General features: G+C 53.9%; 19 protein-coding genes. 12 read left to right on the top strand and 7 right to left on the bottom strand.

What is annotated here, in order from left to right:
• Nucleotides 1–82 precede the first annotated feature (82 nt).
• Nucleotides 83–682 (bottom strand): 30S ribosomal protein S4, encoded by a 600-nt coding sequence (gene rpsD / locus PEL01S_RS11565; protein ID WP_063177714.1) that lies wholly within the window; start codon nt 680–682, stop codon nt 83–85.
• Between the two features lie 336 nt (nt 683–1,018).
• On the opposite strand from rpsD, the gene PEL01S_RS11570 reads away from it, so the two are divergent.
• The 4 genes from PEL01S_RS11570 to PEL01S_RS11585 all read left to right on the top strand — a co-directional run bounded on the left by PEL01S_RS11570 (nt 1,019) and on the right by PEL01S_RS11585 (nt 3,632).
• Nucleotides 1,019–1,606 carry a TVP38/TMEM64 family protein gene (locus tag PEL01S_RS11570; RefSeq protein ID WP_127460406.1) on the top strand — a complete coding sequence of 196 codons (588 nt, stop codon included), beginning with the start codon at nt 1,019–1,021 and terminating at the stop codon, nt 1,604–1,606.
• Nucleotides 1,607–1,636: 30 nt separating this feature from the next.
• Nucleotides 1,637–2,755, top strand: coding sequence for an aminopeptidase (locus PEL01S_RS11575; RefSeq protein ID WP_127460407.1), 1,119 nt, complete (start codon nt 1,637–1,639; stop codon nt 2,753–2,755).
• Between the two features lie 100 nt (nt 2,756–2,855).
• Entirely contained in the window at nt 2,856–3,104 is a 249-nt protein-coding gene (locus tag PEL01S_RS11580) for an HPr family phosphocarrier protein (RefSeq protein WP_010498192.1), read from the top strand.
• 240 nt (nt 3,105–3,344) lie between these two features.
• The gene (locus PEL01S_RS11585) at nt 3,345–3,632 is read left to right on the top strand and encodes an Fpa/YlaN family protein (RefSeq protein ID WP_010498194.1); all 288 of its coding nucleotides are present in this window, start codon (nt 3,345–3,347) and stop codon (nt 3,630–3,632) included.
• Between the two features lie 46 nt (nt 3,633–3,678).
• On the opposite strand, the gene cax is transcribed toward PEL01S_RS11585, so the two are convergent.
• On the bottom strand, nt 3,679–4,731 hold the full coding sequence (cax, locus tag PEL01S_RS11590) for a calcium/proton exchanger (protein ID WP_127460408.1): 1,053 nt from the start codon (nt 4,729–4,731) through the stop codon (nt 3,679–3,681).
• A gap of 101 nt (nt 4,732–4,832) precedes the next feature.
• Between cax and PEL01S_RS11595 the strand changes: the two genes are divergently transcribed.
• A complete protein-coding gene (locus PEL01S_RS11595) occupies nt 4,833–5,618 on the top strand; it encodes an SDR family oxidoreductase (RefSeq protein WP_127460409.1) in 786 nt (261 codons plus the stop codon).
• Nucleotides 5,619–5,773: 155 nt separating this feature from the next.
• Nucleotides 5,774–6,163 (top strand): Asp23/Gls24 family envelope stress response protein, encoded by a 390-nt coding sequence (locus tag PEL01S_RS11600; protein WP_010498201.1) that lies wholly within the window; start codon nt 5,774–5,776, stop codon nt 6,161–6,163.
• Nucleotides 6,164–6,185: 22 nt separating this feature from the next.
• On the opposite strand, the gene ftsW is transcribed toward PEL01S_RS11600, so the two are convergent.
• Both ftsW and PEL01S_RS11610 read right to left on the bottom strand, forming a co-directional pair.
• Nucleotides 6,186–7,328 (bottom strand): putative lipid II flippase FtsW, encoded by a 1,143-nt coding sequence (ftsW, locus tag PEL01S_RS11605; protein ID WP_063177722.1) that lies wholly within the window; start codon nt 7,326–7,328, stop codon nt 6,186–6,188.
• A 13-nt stretch (nt 7,329–7,341) separates the two neighbouring features.
• Nucleotides 7,342–7,689: a YugN family protein gene (locus PEL01S_RS11610; RefSeq protein WP_036688821.1), complete on the bottom strand. Its 348-nt coding sequence runs from the start codon at nt 7,687–7,689 to the stop codon at nt 7,342–7,344.
• 243 nt (nt 7,690–7,932) lie between these two features.
• On the opposite strand from PEL01S_RS11610, the gene PEL01S_RS11615 reads away from it, so the two are divergent.
• The 3 genes from PEL01S_RS11615 (at nt 7,933) to PEL01S_RS11625 (ending at nt 11,028) form a co-directional block, all read left to right on the top strand.
• Nucleotides 7,933–9,120, top strand: a complete 1,188-nt coding sequence (locus tag PEL01S_RS11615) for a M20 metallopeptidase family protein (RefSeq protein WP_063177724.1) — start codon at nt 7,933–7,935, stop codon at nt 9,118–9,120.
• A 162-nt stretch (nt 9,121–9,282) separates the two neighbouring features.
• Entirely contained in the window at nt 9,283–9,720 is a 438-nt protein-coding gene (locus tag PEL01S_RS11620; protein ID WP_063177726.1) for a CBS domain-containing protein, read from the top strand.
• A gap of 141 nt (nt 9,721–9,861) precedes the next feature.
• Entirely contained in the window at nt 9,862–11,028 is a 1,167-nt protein-coding gene (locus PEL01S_RS11625; protein ID WP_063177820.1) for a Gfo/Idh/MocA family protein, read from the top strand.
• A 71-nt stretch (nt 11,029–11,099) separates the two neighbouring features.
• Here the strand turns inward: PEL01S_RS11625 and PEL01S_RS35220 are convergent, their stop codons facing one another.
• Both PEL01S_RS35220 and PEL01S_RS35225 read right to left on the bottom strand, forming a co-directional pair.
• Nucleotides 11,100–11,198 (bottom strand): thermonuclease family protein, encoded by a 99-nt coding sequence (locus tag PEL01S_RS35220; protein WP_231884570.1) that lies wholly within the window; start codon nt 11,196–11,198, stop codon nt 11,100–11,102.
• Nucleotides 11,195–11,317 carry a hypothetical protein gene (locus PEL01S_RS35225; RefSeq protein WP_255320103.1) on the bottom strand — a complete coding sequence of 41 codons (123 nt, stop codon included), beginning with the start codon at nt 11,315–11,317 and terminating at the stop codon, nt 11,195–11,197. The genes PEL01S_RS35220 and PEL01S_RS35225 overlap by 4 nt, the downstream gene beginning before the upstream one ends.
• A 201-nt stretch (nt 11,318–11,518) precedes the next feature.
• Here PEL01S_RS35225 and PEL01S_RS11635 point away from each other — a divergent pair, with 201 nt between their 5' ends.
• The 3 genes from PEL01S_RS11635 to PEL01S_RS11645 all read left to right on the top strand — a co-directional run bounded on the left by PEL01S_RS11635 (nt 11,519) and on the right by PEL01S_RS11645 (nt 15,797).
• Nucleotides 11,519–13,213 carry a DNA repair helicase XPB gene (locus PEL01S_RS11635; RefSeq protein ID WP_127460411.1) on the top strand — a complete coding sequence of 565 codons (1,695 nt, stop codon included), beginning with the start codon at nt 11,519–11,521 and terminating at the stop codon, nt 13,211–13,213.
• The gene (locus PEL01S_RS11640; protein ID WP_127460412.1) at nt 13,210–15,261 is read left to right on the top strand and encodes a helicase-associated domain-containing protein; all 2,052 of its coding nucleotides are present in this window, start codon (nt 13,210–13,212) and stop codon (nt 15,259–15,261) included. Before PEL01S_RS11635 ends, PEL01S_RS11640 begins: the two co-directional genes overlap by 4 nt.
• An 89-nt stretch (nt 15,262–15,350) precedes the next feature.
• Nucleotides 15,351–15,797: a YlbF/YmcA family competence regulator gene (locus PEL01S_RS11645; protein ID WP_063177733.1), complete on the top strand. Its 447-nt coding sequence runs from the start codon at nt 15,351–15,353 to the stop codon at nt 15,795–15,797.
• A 41-nt stretch (nt 15,798–15,838) separates the two neighbouring features.
• On the opposite strand, the gene PEL01S_RS11650 is transcribed toward PEL01S_RS11645, so the two are convergent.
• Nucleotides 15,839–16,858: an asparaginase gene (locus PEL01S_RS11650; protein ID WP_127460413.1), complete on the bottom strand. Its 1,020-nt coding sequence runs from the start codon at nt 16,856–16,858 to the stop codon at nt 15,839–15,841.
• Nucleotides 16,859–16,910 lie beyond the last annotated feature (52 nt).

A 16,910-nucleotide genomic window follows, 5' to 3' on the forward strand; every position in this document is an offset into this window, starting at 1 on the left:
ATTGAATGAAAAAAAAGCCCGGAACCCTTGATAAACAAGGGTTTTTGGGCTTTTTGTCGTAGTAATTTGCGCGTTAATTCTATTAGCGGCTGTAGAACTCGACGATTTGTTTTTCGTCGATTTCTTGAGCGAGCTCGGAGCGCTCAGGCAAACGAACGTACTTGCCTTCCAATGCGCCTTCGTTGTATTCGAGGTAAGCTGGCAGGTAGTTGCGGTTTGCCAAAGCTTCTTTAACGGAAGACATGTTGCGGCTTTTCTCGCGAAGGCCGATAACGTCGCCAGTGCTTACCGTGTAGGAAGCGATGTCGACTTTCTTGCCGTTAACCGTTACGTGACCGTGGGAAACCAACTGACGCGCGCCGGCGCGGGAGTTAGCGAAGCCCAGACGGTATACGAGGTTGTCCAAACGGCTTTCAAGCAGGAACATGAAGTTTTCGCCCGCGATACCTTGCAGCTTGGTAGCTTTGTTGAACAGGTTGCGGAATTGCTTCTCGTTCAAGCCGTACATGTGGCGAAGCTTTTGTTTCTCTTGCAATTGAACGCCATAGCCGGACAGTTTCTTGCGTTGTCCCGGACCATGCTGCCCCGGAGGGAAAGGACGTTTCAATTCTTTACCAGTACCGCTCAAGGAAATGCCGAGACGGCGGCTTAATTTAAATTTAGGACCAGTGTAGCGTGCCATAAGTTGGGAAGCTCCTTTTATCAATAATTTGGTTAAGTTAATAAACGGGTGAAGCGTGTGCCCGATTTTGCCTAAAGCGTTTCTTAACGATCCGCACCCGACAAGAAGAACCAGCCGCGGTCCTGTCGGCAGCAAAATCTTACAGAGGGTGACGCAAGCCTCCACCATAAGCACGGGCTGCCAGAGCAGCAATTCCGATGCTTATTCTCGACTTCTTATTTTATAAGATGGATATGGTTGTGTCAAGCATAGGAATGCGGTAAGCTCTCGAGCCAATAGGTTCGTGATCAGAAGCAATTTCTGGTACAATATGATATGCGAAGGGAGGCTTGACCATTGGCCAATTGGAATGTCCACCAGTTGTCTGAAGCGCTCCGTTCTCTCGGATGGATAGGTCATGTCGCGGGGGCGCTGCTCGTTGTGCTGCAGACGCTTTTCCCCGTTGTGCCTTTTGTCTTGGTAGCCGGGGCTAACGTCTTGATTTTCGGATTGTGGCGAGGGTTTCTGGTCAACTATGTGTTTGCTTGCCTTGGAGCGTTTATTGCGTACTATACGGCGAGGAATTACGGAAAGGCATGGGTGCAGGCGAAGCTTGCGAAGTATGATTTCATCGAGCAATGGAGCGGGAGACTGGAGCGGCACGGGCTTTGGTATATCGCAGCCAGCCGGATTATTCCGGTGATTCCTTCCTTCGGCATCAACTTGGGCGCTGCGGTCATGAAGGTCAAACCAAGGGATTTTGTGATCGGTACTTTGATCGGCAAAGCGCCGATGATCTTCCTAGAATCGGTTATCGGGCACGACCTATTCCATCTCGGCCGGTATAAAGGAAGACTTTTTGCCGCATTAGCCTTGTTTTTCGTCCTGTTGATCATCGGGAATTATTACAAAAACAAATGGACCAAAAACGGCAGCAAATCTTAACATCGTTAATGGAAAAAAGGAGAAGATTCGATGCGTGATCCCCGTTTAGAGCAGCTGGCTCGTAATCTTGTAGGGTATTCTTTGAATGTACAGCCCGGCGAAAGAGTGCTGATCGAGATGATCGGCTCCGAGCGTGAAATCGTCAAATGTCTCGTCCAGGAAGTGCATGCCCGCGGCGGCCATCCTTATGTGGAGCTGACGGACTATGCCGTTACGGCGGCAGTGCTGCGTTCTGCGACGCCTGAGTTTCTGGAACATTGGGCTGATATGCACCATCGTCGCATGAAGGATATGGACTGCTACGTTGGTGTTCGCGCCGGCGAAAACGTAAGCGAGCTGTCTGACGTGCCTGAGGATAAGATGAAGCTATACAAAAAAATTTACAGCCAAAAGGTGCACATGGAGCAGCGGATCAAGCATACCCGTTGGGTCGTGCTGCGTTATCCGAATCCGTCGATGGCGCAGCTTGCCGGCATGAGCACGGAAAAATTCGAAGATTTCTACTTCGACGTCTGCAACCTGGATTACGCTAAAATGTCCGATGCGATGACGCCGCTTCAGGAGTTGATGAACCGGACCGACCGCGTGCGCATCGTGGGGCCGGGGAAAACGGACATTTCTTTCTCGATCAAAGGTATCGGCTCCGTCAAATGCTGCGGCCGCCGCAACATCCCGGACGGCGAGCTGTATACCGCCCCGGTACGCGATTCCGTGAACGGCGTCATCGCCTATAATACGCCTTCCGAAAATTCCGGAGTTACGTTCGAGAACATCACCTTCCGGTTCGAGAACGGCAAAATCGTCGAGGCTACCGCGAACGATATCGCCCGGCTGAACAAAATTCTCGACACGGACGAAGGCGCCCGCTATATCGGGGAATTCAGCCTCGGGTTCAACCCGCATATTTTGTACCCGATGAAGGATACGCTGTTCGACGAGAAAATCGACGGCAGTCTTCACTTCACGCCCGGCCAAGCGTACGAGCAGGCGGACAACGGCAATCGATCCGCCGTTCATTGGGATTTGGTGCTTATTCAACGGCCGGAGTTTGGCGGGGGCGAGATTTATTTTGACGACCGCCTGATCCGCAAGGACGGACGTTTTGTCATTCCGGAGCTGGAAGGGCTTAACCCGGAAAATTTAAAGTAATCGATACGAAAATAGTGTTGCATGTTATTCCCTTCCACGGTATCATATTTGAAGAAAGCGATTTATCTTGTCCGTCACTAGACGCATGGAGGGATTTTGTATGCCAAACGCCAATAACGCCGCAATTGTGGAAATTTCTCAAACCGCCAATAAATTCAGATCATCCATTGTTCTTCAGTATGATAACAAGTATATCGATGTGAAGAGCATTCTTGGCTTGTTTACGACGCTGCTCACATCCAGCAACTATGATCTTCATGTTCACGGACCGGATGCCGACGAAGCGAAGAAAGCCATGGCTGAAGTATTCGAGAAGCACGGTCTTAAGATCAACAGCATTCAAGACTAAACCATACGATTTCCAGGTAAAGGCATTTTCGCGCAGCGAAGATGCCTTTATTCACTTTTTTGAGAATAATTCTCAAGGTATGGCGTCTATCTTGGTCTATCGACTTGTGTATTGTGCCGTTTTCGACTAATATAAAACTATCGGCGTTTAAGCGCCTGCTTCGGATAAGTACCGGGGCCGCATGTTCGTCCGGTTGACCGCCGGGGAACGCAAATGGTTGGATTACAGGGGGGGAGCACCATGTCGTCGGATGTGCTGCTCAGCTTGTCGCAGAAGGCTCTGCATCTGCTGCAAGAAGATGCGGACAAGATCGAGAAGCTGATTGAAGTGCAGATGGAAAACTTAACCACTCGCAAATGTCCTCTGTATGAAGAGGTGTTAGATACGCAAATTTACGGGTTGTCGCGGGAGATTGACTTTGCGATCCGGGCGGAGCTGATTACCGAGACGGCGGGCAGACAAATTTTAATGAAGCTGGAACGGAATGTAGCCCAGCTCTATGAGGCTATGAGTAAGAACAAAGAGTAACCTTCACTGGGAAGGTTACTCTTTGTTTTTTTGTATCGCATGGCTCCTACACCAAGAAGAACGCAATGCCCAGAATGATATAGACGACCAGCAGCAGCACGCCCTCGAACCACGTTGTGGCTCCGTCCTTAGAGATCGATTTGGCGATAAACGCGGCTACGCCGATGGCTATGATCTCGTAGGTCGTAAAGACGAGATCCATCGTTTTGCCGAAAAGGAGCGAGAGGAGCACTAACACAGGCGCGACGAACAGCGCAATCTGCAGGCTGCTGCCGACCGCGATTTCGACGGCGGCGCCCATTTTGTTTTTCCGGGCCATCATCACGGCGGCGCTATGTTCCGCGGCATTGCCGACGATGGCGATCAGGAAGGCGCCTACGAATAGCTCGGACAGCCCGTATTGATGGCTGAACGGCTCCAGCGTATGTACGAGCCACTCGCTCTGAAAGGCGACCATGACGGTGGCGATAATCAGAAGTACGATCGACAAGCCTTTGGACCATGCGGCTTCCCCGTGCTCGACCACCTCATCCGAGAGCTCGTTCTTGTGCGTAATCATCGAGAAGATGAGCCAGAGCAGGTAAGCGATGATCAGGATCACGGATACGATGACGCTCAGATTGGACGTTTCCTGAGTGGTGAAGCTCCGGGCGAAAGCGGCGGGAATGAACAGCGCAATAACGGCCAGCAGCATAAGCGACCCGTTATGTCCGGCCAGTTTCACGTTGAACGTCTGTTCCTTGTATTTTAATCCTCCGAGCAGCACGCTAAGTCCGAGCACAAGCAGCATGTTTCCGATGATGGAGCCGGTGATGCTGGCTTTGACGATCTCGAACATCCCGTCTTTCACCAGAAAGATGGCGATGATGAGCTCTGCGGCATTGCCGAACGTCGCGTTCAAAAAACCGCCCAGTCTTTCCCCGGCATAATGCGCGACGCTTTCCGTAGCTTTTCCCAGGAAACCGGCAACAAAGATGATAGCCACCGCCGAGATAAAAAATTGCACCGTAGGGCTGAACGTGGGAGCTCCGACATAATGAGCGACTGCGCTTAGGAGGAAGCTCGCCAGCAGACCGATCGTAAAAGCGTGGCGTTTCAAAAGGATCACCTCATGTGGTAAAGTATACCTAACTCGAATAAAACCTATTCTAATATAATCAATTTTTGGACAAAGTAAAATACTTCAGGGAGGAGTTTCATATGGATCTATATTTAAAAGGGAAAAAAGCAGTCGTCACCGCATCCAGCAAAGGATTGGGCCGGGCAATCGCCGAGCAGTTGGCGGCGGAAGGAGCCGATTTGCTGCTCTGCAGCCGGGATGAGCAGGCCGTATGCGACGTAGCGGCCCAGCTGGGGCAAAAATACGGCGTAACGGCTATTGGTATGGCCGTTGATCTAAGCAGCCCCGAGCAAATCGGCTGGCTTGTCCAGCAGGCGGCCGACCGGTTCGGCCGGGTTGACGCTCTCGTGTGCAATGCAGGAGGGCCGCCGAGCGGCAGCTTCCTGTCGCTGGACGAGGAAGCATGGCTCCATGCCATTCAAGTGAATCTCATGAGCGTTGTCAGGCTTGTCAAAGGCTTCCATCCGCTGATGAAGGAGCAGGGCGGGCGGATCGTCACGATCGCTTCGTCGTCGGTGAAAGTGCCGATTCCCGGCTTGGTGCTGTCCAATACGCTGCGAACGGGCATCGTCGGTCTAATGAAGACGCTATCGGTCGAGTGGGGCCCGGACGGGATTTTGCTGAATACCGTATGTCCCGGCCGAATCAGTACGGATCGTCTGGTTGAGCTGGATACGGCTAAAGCGGCCCGCGACCAGATATCGGTTGAAGAAATACGGGAGAGCATGGTCAAGGACATTCCGCTCGGTCGTTACGGCGAACCGGAGGAGCTGGCTGCCACGGCCGCATTCCTGCTTTCGCCGCGCAATAGCTACATGACCGGTTCAGTCTTTTATGTCGATGGCGGGTCGATTAAGGCCATTTAGAAGTATTTTCAGGCGGGGTGTTAGCAGCTTGTCCCGGCAGGCAGCTCCGGCAAATTCGGGTGATGTCGAAACCTGTCAAATGGTTGCGCGGTACATTTGCTTTCCCGCTTGGAAGTTATTACAATAGAGCTATAATCCTTGAAGGAGTGATCCTCATGAGCGAAGAAATTCAAACAGGTCTTATCCGCATTTCAGATGACGTCGTAGCGACTATTGCAGGATTGGCTGCGCTGGAGACTCCAGGGATTGCCGGTATGTCGGGAGGAATTTCCGAAGGATTGGCGAAGCGTCTGAGCGGCAAAAACGTGCAGAAGGGCGTTTCGGTGGAAGTGGGTCAAGTGGAAGCGGCTATCGATCTTCGAGTGATTGTCAATTTCGGAAGTAAAATCCATGAGGTGTGTCGCGATCTTCAAGAAAATGTGCGCGATGCGGTAGAGAACATGACCGGTCTGACGGTCGTTGAAGTCAATATTAAGGTTGAGGGCGTCGCATTTCGCGAGGAAGAGCAAGCCGTCGTGGAGGACCCGAATAACCGGGTCAAGTAAGAACAAGAAAGAGAGCCTGACCTCAGGCTCTCTTTTTCGTTTCCCGTTCTTTTTCCGGCTTATTGTACTCTCTGGATATGCTGAGCAGAATACCGAGGCCGGCCAGCGTCGTTAGCATCGAGGTGCCGCCGTAGCTGATCAGCGGCAGCGTGACGCCGGTCATCGGAATCGTATTGGTGACTCCGCCCATGTTGATGAACGCCTGAATGCCGATCATTCCGACAATCCCTACGCCAAGCAGCATGCCGAAGGTGTCCTGGCAGCGGAGCGCTACGATCAGCCCGCGCCATAGAAAAGCAAGATACGCCAGCAAAAAGAGGAAAGTGCCAATGAAGCCGAGCTCTTCTCCGATAATTGCAAAAATAAAATCGTTGTGCGCCTCCGGCAAATAGTGCAGCTTCTGCACACTTTGTCCGAAGCCGGCTCCCGTCAGACCGCCGTGTCCGAACGCATATAGCGATTGCATAAGCTGGAAACCGCTTCCGTGCGGATCTTTGGCTGGGTTCCAATAAGCTGTAAACCGCGCAAAGTGGTGACTGGTCCCGTTTGTGACGATGTAATAAATCATGCCTACGATGGTCAAGAATACGACACCGCCGGTACCCAGATAAAATACATGCTTGAGCTGCGCCCCACCGACAATGATAATCAGCATGGCGCAAAGCACCAGCACCATTGTGGAACCGAGGTCGGGTTGCATCATAATCAGCGCGGAAATGAAACCGATAACGACGAGCGGCGGCATAAGTCCTCGTTTGAAGTCCTGGAACCGGTCGCCTTTTTTGCTGATAATCGAAGCCAAATAAACGATAATCGCAAGCTTGGCGAATTCGGTCGGCTGTAGGGAGAGACCGCCAATGCGAAGCCAGCTCGTAGCGCCGTTCATTACCTTACCGACAATCGGAACGAGCAGAAGAAGCATCGAAACAACGAAAAGAGCCGGTATGACCCACTTCTGAAATTTCCGGAAATCTACATTCATGCAAAAAAACATAACGATCGTACCGACACCGGCAAATATCGCCTGTTTTACCGCCAAGTACCAGGGATCGCTAGCTCTATACGCCATGCTTGCGCTAAAAACAAACGCCAACCCGAAGCACACGAGTGAAAACGTCAAGAAGAGCAGCAAAAAATCGGGCGTTCCTCGACGCGGGGTTGTCATAACAATCCTCCGCTTATTGAGTCAGCTTGACTTTCAGTTCAGCGAGCTTGCCGCTAGCCGTTTTCATGATGTAGTCCGGAATGGCAGCCTGATAGTTGACACCGTGCGGGAAGGACGCTTGGCCGATGTAAACATCCTCGACATAAAGAATGGCATAAGGCGATTCCAGCTTCCCGGATTCAACGCGGGTATTGATGCGCAGGAAATAATCGTTCGTAGATTCGCGATCCGGCAATTGCAGATCGTATGTAGCACGGTAATATTCCCATTGCCAACGCACGAAGCCGAGCTGCTCCATCACTTCGTCCAAATGCGCAAGGTCGCTTTTTATGCCTTTAATTCCGCTATTTTCAATAATCACAACAAAACCCTCCTAGAAATATGTACCTCGACTCTACAGTTAACCCTTTATTCATGATAGTATGTTTCCCTTTCTTGTGCAAGCCTAATGCACGGAGGGAAATTGCCCGCCAGAATAAAGTTGTGAAATTCTTGTGACACATGGATGAAACCGTTTAAAGGATTTGATAAAATGGTACTACATTTCAGCGATCGCTTATTTATATACGCTGGACAGCGGCAAGAGAAGACGGAGGGGTACCCTATGAAATCGATAGAAGAAACGCTGCAAGCGTCAGTGCCCGATATGATCGCTTGGCGTCGCTATTTGCACCGCCATCCCGAGCTTTCGTTCGAGGAATCGAAGACCGCGGCTTTTGTTGCGGACTTGTTGAAGCAATGGGGGCTGGAGGTTCGGACGGGCGTTGGTGGGCACGGAATTGTAGCCAAGCTGCGCGGGGCATCGGACGGGCCGACGGTGGCGCTGAGAGCCGATATGGATGCGCTGCCGATTCAGGATGAAAAAAGCTGCGAGTACGCCTCTTCGGTGCCGGGAGTGATGCACGCCTGCGGCCATGACGCTCATACGTCCGCTTTGCTCGGCGTCGCCAAAACTCTAAGCAGTCACCGGGAAGCGCTGAGCGGCACCATCGTATTTATTTTTCAGCCGGCCGAAGAGATGACCCCTGGCGGGGCGATGGGAATGATTGAGGAAGGCGCGCTTGACGGGGTCGATGTCATATACGGCATTCATTTATGGACGCCGTTTGAGGTTGGCGCGGCTTATTGCAAGCCCGGCCCGATGATGGCGGCGGCGGATGAATTTGTGATCGAGATCAAAGGAAAGGGCGGCCACGGCGGCCTGCCACATGAGACGGTAGACAGTGTGTATGTCGCCTCGCAACTGGTTGTCAATTTACAGTCGATTGTGAGTCGCAGCACCGACCCTACACAGCCCTGTGTCGTTAGCGTGGGATCAATACACAGCGGTACGAGCTTCAACGTAATTGCAGAGTCCGCCGTGCTTAAAGGAACGGTCCGGACTTACGATCCCGCTCTGCGCATGCAGGTGAAAGAGCGGCTTGAGACGATCGTAGAGCAGACATGTCTGATGAACGGGGCAACCTACACACTCGATTACAAGCTTGGTTATCCTCCCGTTGTCAACGATGCGAAGGAAGCGGAACGGTTTTACCGCGCGGCAACGTGGGCTATGGGCACGGACGGCGGACGGACGGCGCCGCTCATTATGGCCGGTGAAGACTATGCCTATTATCTGGAAAAAATTCCGGGTTGCTTTATGTTCGTTGGCGCGGGCAATAAAACGAGGGGCGTTGTGCACCCGCATCACCATCCGAGATTCGATATTGACGAAGCGTCGATGGAGCACGCGGCCCGTTTATTTATTGCCATGATCCAAGATTATATGAAGGAAAATGGGACGAGAGCTTGATATCGTCTCCCGGGAAGTAATAACGGGCGGAACGAATGGGAAGCCGGGGGAAAGGGGATTCTAAGCGTGCAGCGGCCTGGGGACTTTCTTGTCTTCGATGGAACATGTGGCGAGAGTTTCGGCAACAGGCTGCCAATTCCTTTTCTCAGGAGGGTGTTTGCCATGAGTACCAGAACGCTTCGGGAAATTATGACGACGGATTGTTCGACGGTCACGTTGAAGGATAACGTATACGAGGCGGCCGTGAAGATGAAGCAGGAGGATACGGGCTTTATTCCCGTTGTCGAAGGAAGGAAGCTGATCGGGGTACTGACGGACCGGGACCTGGTCATCCGCGGGTATGCGGAGAAACGGGAAGGCTCCGCGGCGATTAAGCAAGTAATGAGCGACAGGGTAGTATCCGTTCCACCCGAGACAACGGTGGACGAAGCGGCAAAAATTATGGCTAAAGAGCAAATTCGCAGGCTGCCGGTAGTGGCGAACGGCGATCTGGTCGGGATCGTATCTATCGGAGACTTGGCCGTCCGCGACAAGTTCGAGGATGAAGCGGGCGAAGCGCTCAGCCAAATTTCCGAACAGGATAAGCTAACGGTACATTAATCAACTATCGTTCTTTCGTCCGGTAAAGGTCGAAGGAACGATTTTTTTATTTATTGTTTTGTTCACGTGTGCATTGTATAATAAAGGAGTTGAAAAGAAGATTAATTTAGGTAATGACATGTCATGAGAGGCGGGGAAACGATGAGCAAGGTACGATTCGGACTTATTGGAATCGGCAATATGGGGAAGGGTCATACGAATTATTTTGCCAAAAATGAAGTGGCCGGAGGCGAGCTGACTGCCATTGTGGACACGAACCCGGAGCGTCTCGAATGGGTTCGCCAGCAGTACGGAGACCGGTTCCAGCTGTTTGACAATCTGGATTCGTTTTTCGCTTCGCAAGCCTTCGATGCCGTTCTCATCTGCACGCCGCACTATGATCACCCGGACTTGGCGATTGCGGCATTCGAGCACGGCTATCATGTGCTGGTCGAGAAGCCGGCAGGCGTCTACACGAAGAAGGTTCGCGAGATGAATGAAGCTGCCGCCCGTTCCGGTAAAGCCTTCGGCATCATGTACAATCAGCGCACGAATCCGTTGTACCAAAAGCTGCGTGACCTCGTCTCCTCCGGAGAGCTTGGCGAAATCCGCCGCACCAATTGGATCATCACGAACTGGTACCGCTCCCAAAGTTACTACGATTCCGGCGGCTGGCGGGCGACCTGGGCGGGGGAAGGCGGAGGCGTTTTACTTAACCAAGACCCACATCAGCTTGATTTGTGGCAGTGGACGATCGGTATGATGCCTAAGCGGGTGCGCGCGTTTTGCCATTTTGGCAAATACCGCAATATCGAAGTGGAGGACGACGTGACCGCTTACGTCGAATACGAGAACGGAGCGACCGGTTTGTTCGTGACGACGACCGGCGAAGCCCCGGGAACGAACCGGTTCGAAGTGAGCGGCGACCGAGGCAAAATCGTCATCGAAGACGGCAAGCTGACGTTCTGGCGGCTGCGGGTGCCGGAGTCTGAGTTCAACCGCGACTTTAAGGGCGGCTTCGGCGCGCCGGAATGCTGGAAATGCGAAATTCCGGTAGGCTCCTCGGAAGGATCGCAGCACAAAGGGATTACGCAAAATTTCGTCGATCATATTTTGCATGGTACTCCGCTGCTGGCGCCGGGAGAAGAAGGGATCAAAGGACTGACCCTTTCGAACGCGATGCATCTGTCCACCTGGACCGACAATTGGGTCGATCTTCCGATCGACGAAGACCTGTACTACGAAAAGCTGCAGGAACGGATTCGAAACTCCAGTTACAAAAAAGAAACCCGCAAGCTGGACCATATGGATGTCAGCGGAACTCATTAATGTAATAAAGCAGGCATTAGCCAAAAATGAAACGGCCGGGACGAATGCGCCCGGACCGTTTTTTTCGTTTTTTATTTATTGTTGGCCCACAGCCCTTTTTTCTTGCTGCGCGCTTCCCGCTCCAGCTTGATGAAGCAGTCCTGGAACATCACGTTAGGCGGTACGGTCATCGTATTGGCGTAGCCTTCAATGCCGGGTATTGCTTCAAGATTTCCTTGGCGAAGGCATCGCCGTCCGTCCCCGATTTCGAGCAGGCCGCAAGCAGCACGATCGCCAAAATAAACAGCATTGCTATCGGTTTTCTCCCCAGGCCCCCATGACTCCATGCTCCTCTCTCATTTCTCCAATTACAAAAAAGCACGTCGTCTATTGTAGAGCTTCCCGCTCCTTGCTGCAAATGGGGCAGCGGCCGGGATTGTCTGACAGATGTTTAAATCTAGCTTGCAACCCTCATACTAAAACTGACAGCTACAAGTGGAGGGATCGGGATATGACATTTCATAAAGACCGCCCGTTGATCGTGCAAACCGACTTTTGCGTGCTGCTCGAAGTGCGGCACCCGGCTTTCGAAGAAGCGCGGACCGGACTTGCCAAGTTTGCGGATCTCGTCAAATCGCCGGAAAACATCCATACATACCGCATGTCGTCGCTTTCTCTCTGGAATGCCGCAGCTGCCGGACTGACTTCCGAAGAGATTGTCGGCTTCTTGGACCGTCATGCGAAATTCGGCGTTCCGACCGGCGTAAAACAAGATATCCGGCGCTTCGTCGAGCGGTACGGGCTGGTTCGGATGGAAAGGCTGGGCGACGATTTGCTTCTCATTTCGGAAGACGTGGAAGCGATCAAGGAAATGGTTTCTTTCCGTTCCTTACGGTCGTACGGGCTGTGTCAGGTCGATTCGCAAACGCTTCGTTTTTCGGCGCGGTATCGGGGGCTTCTCAAACAGGAACTCGTTAAGCTCGGCTTTCCGGTCGAAGATCTGGCAGGCTATAGCCGGGGCGAATCGCTTCCTATCCGGCTTCGGACGGAAGAGGCCGGGGGGCAGGCGTTCGAACTGCGGGAATATCAGCGGTCTGCGGTCGATTCCTTTTATCGGGAAGGGAGCCTGCATGGAGGCAGCGGCGTGCTGGTCCTGCCCTGCGGCGCCGGGAAAACGGTGATCGGCATCGCCGCGATGGGAAAGCTAAACTGCGCGACGCTGATTTTAACCTCAAACAGCACTTCGGTTCGGCAGTGGAAGAGGGAAATATTGGATAAAACGGACGTTACGGAAGATTTGGTCGGCGAATACACGGGAATGCAGAAAGAAGTGCGCCCGATTACGGTGGCCACGTATCAAATCTTGACGTACCGTAAATCGAAGGACGACCCGTTCGTCCATATGGACCTGTTTAATAAACGCGACTGGGGCTTGATCGTCTACGATGAGGTGCATTTGCTTCCGGCTCCGGTGTTCCGGGTTACGGCCGACATTCAGGCGACGCGCCGGCTTGGTTTGACGGCGACGCTGATCCGCGAGGACGGCCGGGAAGAGGATGTGTTCTCGCTCGTCGGGCCCAAGCGCTATGAGATGCCGTGGAAGGAGCTGGAGATGCAAGGCTGGATTGCCTCGGTTGAGTGCGTCGAGATCCGGGTTCCGATGGCGGACAAAGAAAAGGAAGCTTACCTCGCCGCGGCGCCAAGACATAAAATGCGGGAAGCCAGTGTCAACCCGGGCAAGCTGAAGGTTGTCCGCGAGCTGCTGAGCAAACATGACGGGGAGCAAATTTTAATTATCGGCCAATATTTGGAGCAGCTTCATCAGCTTGCGGAAGCTACAAAGCTTCCGATGATAAGCGGCGAAATGCCTTATGAGGAGCGGGAAGCGTTGTACTCCGGCTTTCGCAGCGGGACGGTTCCGGCGCTGATCGTATCCAAGGTAGCCAACTTTGCGGTCGATCTGCCCGATGCGACAGTAGCGATCCAAATCTCGGGAAGCTTCGGTTCGAGGCAGGAGGAGGCGCAGCGGCTCGGACGGATATTGCGGCCCAAGGCGGGCACGAACCGGGCGGTTTTCTACACGCTCGTCAGCGAGGATACGAAAGAGCAGGAGTTCGCGCTGAACCGGCAGCTGTTCTTGATCGAGCAGGGCTACCGCTACCGGATCGAATGGACGGACGAATCGAAGGAGGCGGTCTCGATATGAATTATGCGCAATTGCTGACGCGGATGCCCCGCGAGCTGAAGAGCCGGTTGGAAGCGGAAACGGTCTATGCGCCGTGGCTGGGCCAAGGAGCTTCGCTCGGTCGACTATGGACTGATCCCGTCGTGATGGAGACCGTCTGCAACCGGCTGAGCCGTTCCGAGCGTACGGTGCTTGAGGCGATTGTGCGGCGGATCGGCTGCGAGCCGTTTGACGATGCGGAATTGGAGCGGGCGGCAGCCGGTCCCTTATCAGGGGCCGAGGTGAAAATGGGCCTGGCCGGATTACTGCGCAAAGGCATCGTATTTTCGTTTCTCAAAACATGGGGGGAGCATCTATATTTAATGCCGGAGGACGGATTTGCCTGCTGGCAAACCATTCTGTTTCCCGACTTGCCCTCCGGGCTCGGCGATGCGCCGGGAAGCGGAGGATTGAGCTCGATGCCTGCTTTTCCCGGCGAACCGAATTTGGCGCGCGATCTGTTTTATTCGCTGGTGTTTGCCGCGGAACAGGGGCTTAAGCTGACCAAAAACGGAACTTTGCACAAAAAGCAGCTTCAGAAGTTGTCCGAGCGGGTGCGGCTCGGGGAAGAGGCGCTTGAACCGCTTTCGCTGAAATATGCGTATGCCGATACGTATTCCCCGAAGATTGCGTTGGTGCTGGATATGCTTTTGCGGCTACAGCTTGTCGTTTCGGAAGACGAAGAGTTGAAGCTGGGCGTCGAAGCGGTAGACGTTTTTCTGGATCAGCCGCTGGCTGTGCAGATGCGCCGTTTGTACGGGCTGTGGAAAACGCTGGCGCTTCCTGCCGCTGCATGGCTGCAGCACGCCGTCTTCCTTCTGGAGCGCGTAGATGGTGGGACATGGATAACGGCGGAGCAATTGCTGGAGCGGTTGGAGGCGTTCAGTCTACTGCCGAGGGCGATAGAGAGCGAGGAAAGATCCGAGCGAAACCGGTATTTGCTCGGGCTGTGGCTGGAGCCACTTGCTGCGCTGGGATTTCTGGAACGAAGCTTCGATCCGATCGGCGGGCCGGGTGCCTACCGGTGGACGTTTCCGCTCGTTTTGCGGGGCGAGCTGGCCGGGGAGGACGAAGCGGAAGACGGCGGCTTTATGGTTCAGCCCGACTTTGATATCCTGGTGCCTCCGGATGTCGCGGGCAAAGTGCGCTGGGAGCTTAGTTGTCTCGCCGATCTGGCGGCGCGGGATCAGGTAAGCGTCTATAAATTGTCGAAGGAAAGCGTCAAGCGGGCTCTGGAAAATGGCCGTACGGCTGCGGAAATATGCGATTTTCTGGAACGTCATGCGCTCTACGGCGTGCCGGATCATATCCGGTTAAGCATTGGGCAGTGGGCGAAGCCGTACGGCAAAACCGTCTTTACCCAAGTGCTGCTGCTTCGCTGCGCCGATGATGAAACCGCCCGAACGGTAGCCAAGCTGCCTGCCGCTTCCCCGTACGTGAAGGAAATGCTGAATGAGCGGAATTTTCTTATTGCGGCCGCAGATGCGAAGCCGCTTGCGGTTGCTTTGGAAAAAGCGGGCTTTATGCCCGGGCTGCCCGTTATCCCGGCGGCGCACGCAGAAACGGATAAGGAAACGAACTCAAGCCGCTTCCCGAAGCTGTCTGCCGACCAGACCGCATCCGGAAAGAAGCTGCTTTCCGTCGAGCCGTTGGACAAAGGGCTGATTTACTCGAGAAATTCCGTCGGCTTTCTCAGACTGCAGGCACGGCTCCCGGAAGCCTCCGACGTGTATCCTTCCTTGCAGGATATTCCATCGACATGGCTTCGGGATTATCGGAACTATCATTTATCGACGCGCAAAGAAATCGTCGAAAAGGCGATTGAAATGCGTTCGGTGCTGCAAATCCGAAAAAATGGCACCGATTTTCGCATCGTTCCCCGCAAAGTCCAGGAAACGCGGGGAACCTGGTGCATGACCGGACTCGGTCTGTCTGGGGGCGCGCAGGACGAAACGTCGGAGGTGCGATGGCTGGCGGAGGAGTGGCAGGAAATGAGGCTGATTCTTCCCGGGATCAACGATAAATATTAATTCAGCACGGCCGTCCTCAAGTATGGTATGATAAACATGTCTGACATGGTCCGACGAATCATATCCGAATGAAAGGACGGTGTTGCTGCATGGCGGTAACGGAGACGCATACGCTCGACATGTCTGCCATACTGCTTGGGTCATATGATCTGGCTGACCGCATCAAGTTCTCCGCAGAAACGGCGGATTATTTATATTGGAAACAGCGCAAGGATACCGACGAGGAAGTTCGACAGTTGGTGAGGGAGTTTCTCAAAGCCAAGGAATTGTTCGAGGAGTGCGAACGCTTCGGGCATTTTCATCCGAATTATCATGAGGCGCTTGACCGGGTCAAGGCGGTTCAGGATCGGCTTGATGCCGTAGAATCCGTCCGGCGCTTCAAGGAAGCAGAGAAACGGTTGGACGACCTGCTGCACGACGTATCGGAGATCATCGCGCGTTCCGTATCGGATACGATCAAAGTGCCTTCGAACGATCCGCTTGCGGCCGGAGGAGGATGCTCTTCCGGAGGAAGCTGCAGCGGCAAGTGCGGTTAACAAGAAATAAAATGGGCCCGGGGCTATCCCGGGCCTGTGCTTTAGGCGTGATGAAGACGGAAGACCGGCCGGACGATGCCGACCTGATCGCCGCGGCGGTTGTTCACCGCCGGCTGGTGGAAGCCGGCAAGCTGCGCTGCCTCCTCAGCGTTTAGCAAACCGAGCTGGAGCAGCGTTTCGGCTGCAGCGGGATAGATCGCGCGCCCGGCGCCGTCTTCGATTTTGACGGCAATGCCGATGCCCTGCTCCGGCATGGTGGCCGCATATAAGCCCTCGGCTCCCATTTTGCCGATGATGCGGCCTTGCGTCAGTTCGGCAAGTCGGGTATCGAATCTGTCACTGCCGGCTACATAGAACGGTGCTTGCCGAATCGCTTCAATGATCGTCCGGCAAGCCTTCGCCCGCTCCGGAGACAGGCCGTCCGGCCGCCCGAGCCGTGCGTAAGCGAAGGCGAGCGAGGCCAGCGGGACGGCGAATACGGGGACGCCGCAGCCGTCGGTTCCAAGCGTGATGCTTTCCGGTGGAACCCCGCACATTTCGGCGACCGTCCGGAGCATTTTTTGCTGGACAGGATGCCCGGGTGCGATATACTGTTGTATAGGAACATTCATGAGCTTGGCAAGCGCTAGCATACCGGCATGCTTACCGGAGCAGTTGTTATGAAGCTGTCCGGATTCGCGCCGCTCCCGCTTTAACGCATCGGCCGCGGGTTTATACATCGGTTCCTGCGGGCCGCAGGCTAGAGCGCTTTCATCCAGTCCCAGCTTTCGTAAAATCTCCAGAGCGGTTGCTGCATGCTCCGGTTCCCCTCCGTGCGAGGCGCAAAGCAGCGCTGTCTCCGATGGCGTCAACCCGAACCGTTCGCTTCCGCCGGCTTCTAACAGCGGGATGACTTGCAGCAGTTTGGCTGTCGAGCGGGTAAACGTGTAAAATTCCGGATTCCCGGCGTACGCCAGCAGTTTCCGCTCGTGATCCACAACGGCGATATGGCCGCGGTGTACGCTTTCGGTCATTGATCCGCGGGAGATTTCGACTAACAATTCGTTTTCCGGTGCACCCATCGTTCATCGGTCCTTTCCTAATCCTATAGCAAACAGAAAGAAGGTCATTGTC

This window comes from Paenibacillus elgii NBRC 100335 (assembly GCF_004000865.1).
Classification (GTDB): Bacteria; Bacillota; Bacilli; order Paenibacillales; family NBRC-103111; genus Paenibacillus_G; species Paenibacillus_G elgii.

Excerpts from the sequence above, each read along its gene's own strand:
- rpsD (WP_063177714.1), bottom strand. The coding sequence starts at position 682 with ATGGCACGCTACACTGGTCCTAAATTTAAATTAAGCCGCCGTCTCGGC.
- PEL01S_RS11575 (WP_127460407.1), top strand. The coding sequence starts at position 1,637 with ATGCGTGATCCCCGTTTAGAGCAGCTGGCTCGTAATCTTGTAGGGTAT.
- PEL01S_RS11580 (WP_010498192.1), top strand. The coding sequence starts at position 2,856 with ATGCCAAACGCCAATAACGCCGCAATTGTGGAAATTTCTCAAACCGCC.
- PEL01S_RS11585 (WP_010498194.1), top strand. The coding sequence starts at position 3,345 with ATGTCGTCGGATGTGCTGCTCAGCTTGTCGCAGAAGGCTCTGCATCTG.
- PEL01S_RS11595 (WP_127460409.1), top strand. The coding sequence starts at position 4,833 with ATGGATCTATATTTAAAAGGGAAAAAAGCAGTCGTCACCGCATCCAGC.
- PEL01S_RS11600 (WP_010498201.1), top strand. The coding sequence starts at position 5,774 with ATGAGCGAAGAAATTCAAACAGGTCTTATCCGCATTTCAGATGACGTC.
- ftsW (WP_063177722.1), bottom strand. The coding sequence starts at position 7,328 with ATGACAACCCCGCGTCGAGGAACGCCCGATTTTTTGCTGCTCTTCTTG.
- PEL01S_RS11615 (WP_063177724.1), top strand. The coding sequence starts at position 7,933 with ATGAAATCGATAGAAGAAACGCTGCAAGCGTCAGTGCCCGATATGATC.
- PEL01S_RS11620 (WP_063177726.1), top strand. The coding sequence starts at position 9,283 with ATGAGTACCAGAACGCTTCGGGAAATTATGACGACGGATTGTTCGACG.
- PEL01S_RS11625 (WP_063177820.1), top strand. The coding sequence starts at position 9,862 with ATGAGCAAGGTACGATTCGGACTTATTGGAATCGGCAATATGGGGAAG.
- PEL01S_RS35220 (WP_231884570.1), bottom strand. The coding sequence starts at position 11,198 with ATGACCGTACCGCCTAACGTGATGTTCCAGGACTGCTTCATCAAGCTG.
- PEL01S_RS35225 (WP_255320103.1), bottom strand. The coding sequence starts at position 11,317 with ATGCTGTTTATTTTGGCGATCGTGCTGCTTGCGGCCTGCTCGAAATCG.
- PEL01S_RS11635 (WP_127460411.1), top strand. The coding sequence starts at position 11,519 with ATGACATTTCATAAAGACCGCCCGTTGATCGTGCAAACCGACTTTTGC.
- PEL01S_RS11640 (WP_127460412.1), top strand. The coding sequence starts at position 13,210 with ATGAATTATGCGCAATTGCTGACGCGGATGCCCCGCGAGCTGAAGAGC.
- PEL01S_RS11645 (WP_063177733.1), top strand. The coding sequence starts at position 15,351 with ATGGCGGTAACGGAGACGCATACGCTCGACATGTCTGCCATACTGCTT.
- PEL01S_RS11650 (WP_127460413.1), bottom strand. The coding sequence starts at position 16,858 with ATGGGTGCACCGGAAAACGAATTGTTAGTCGAAATCTCCCGCGGATCA.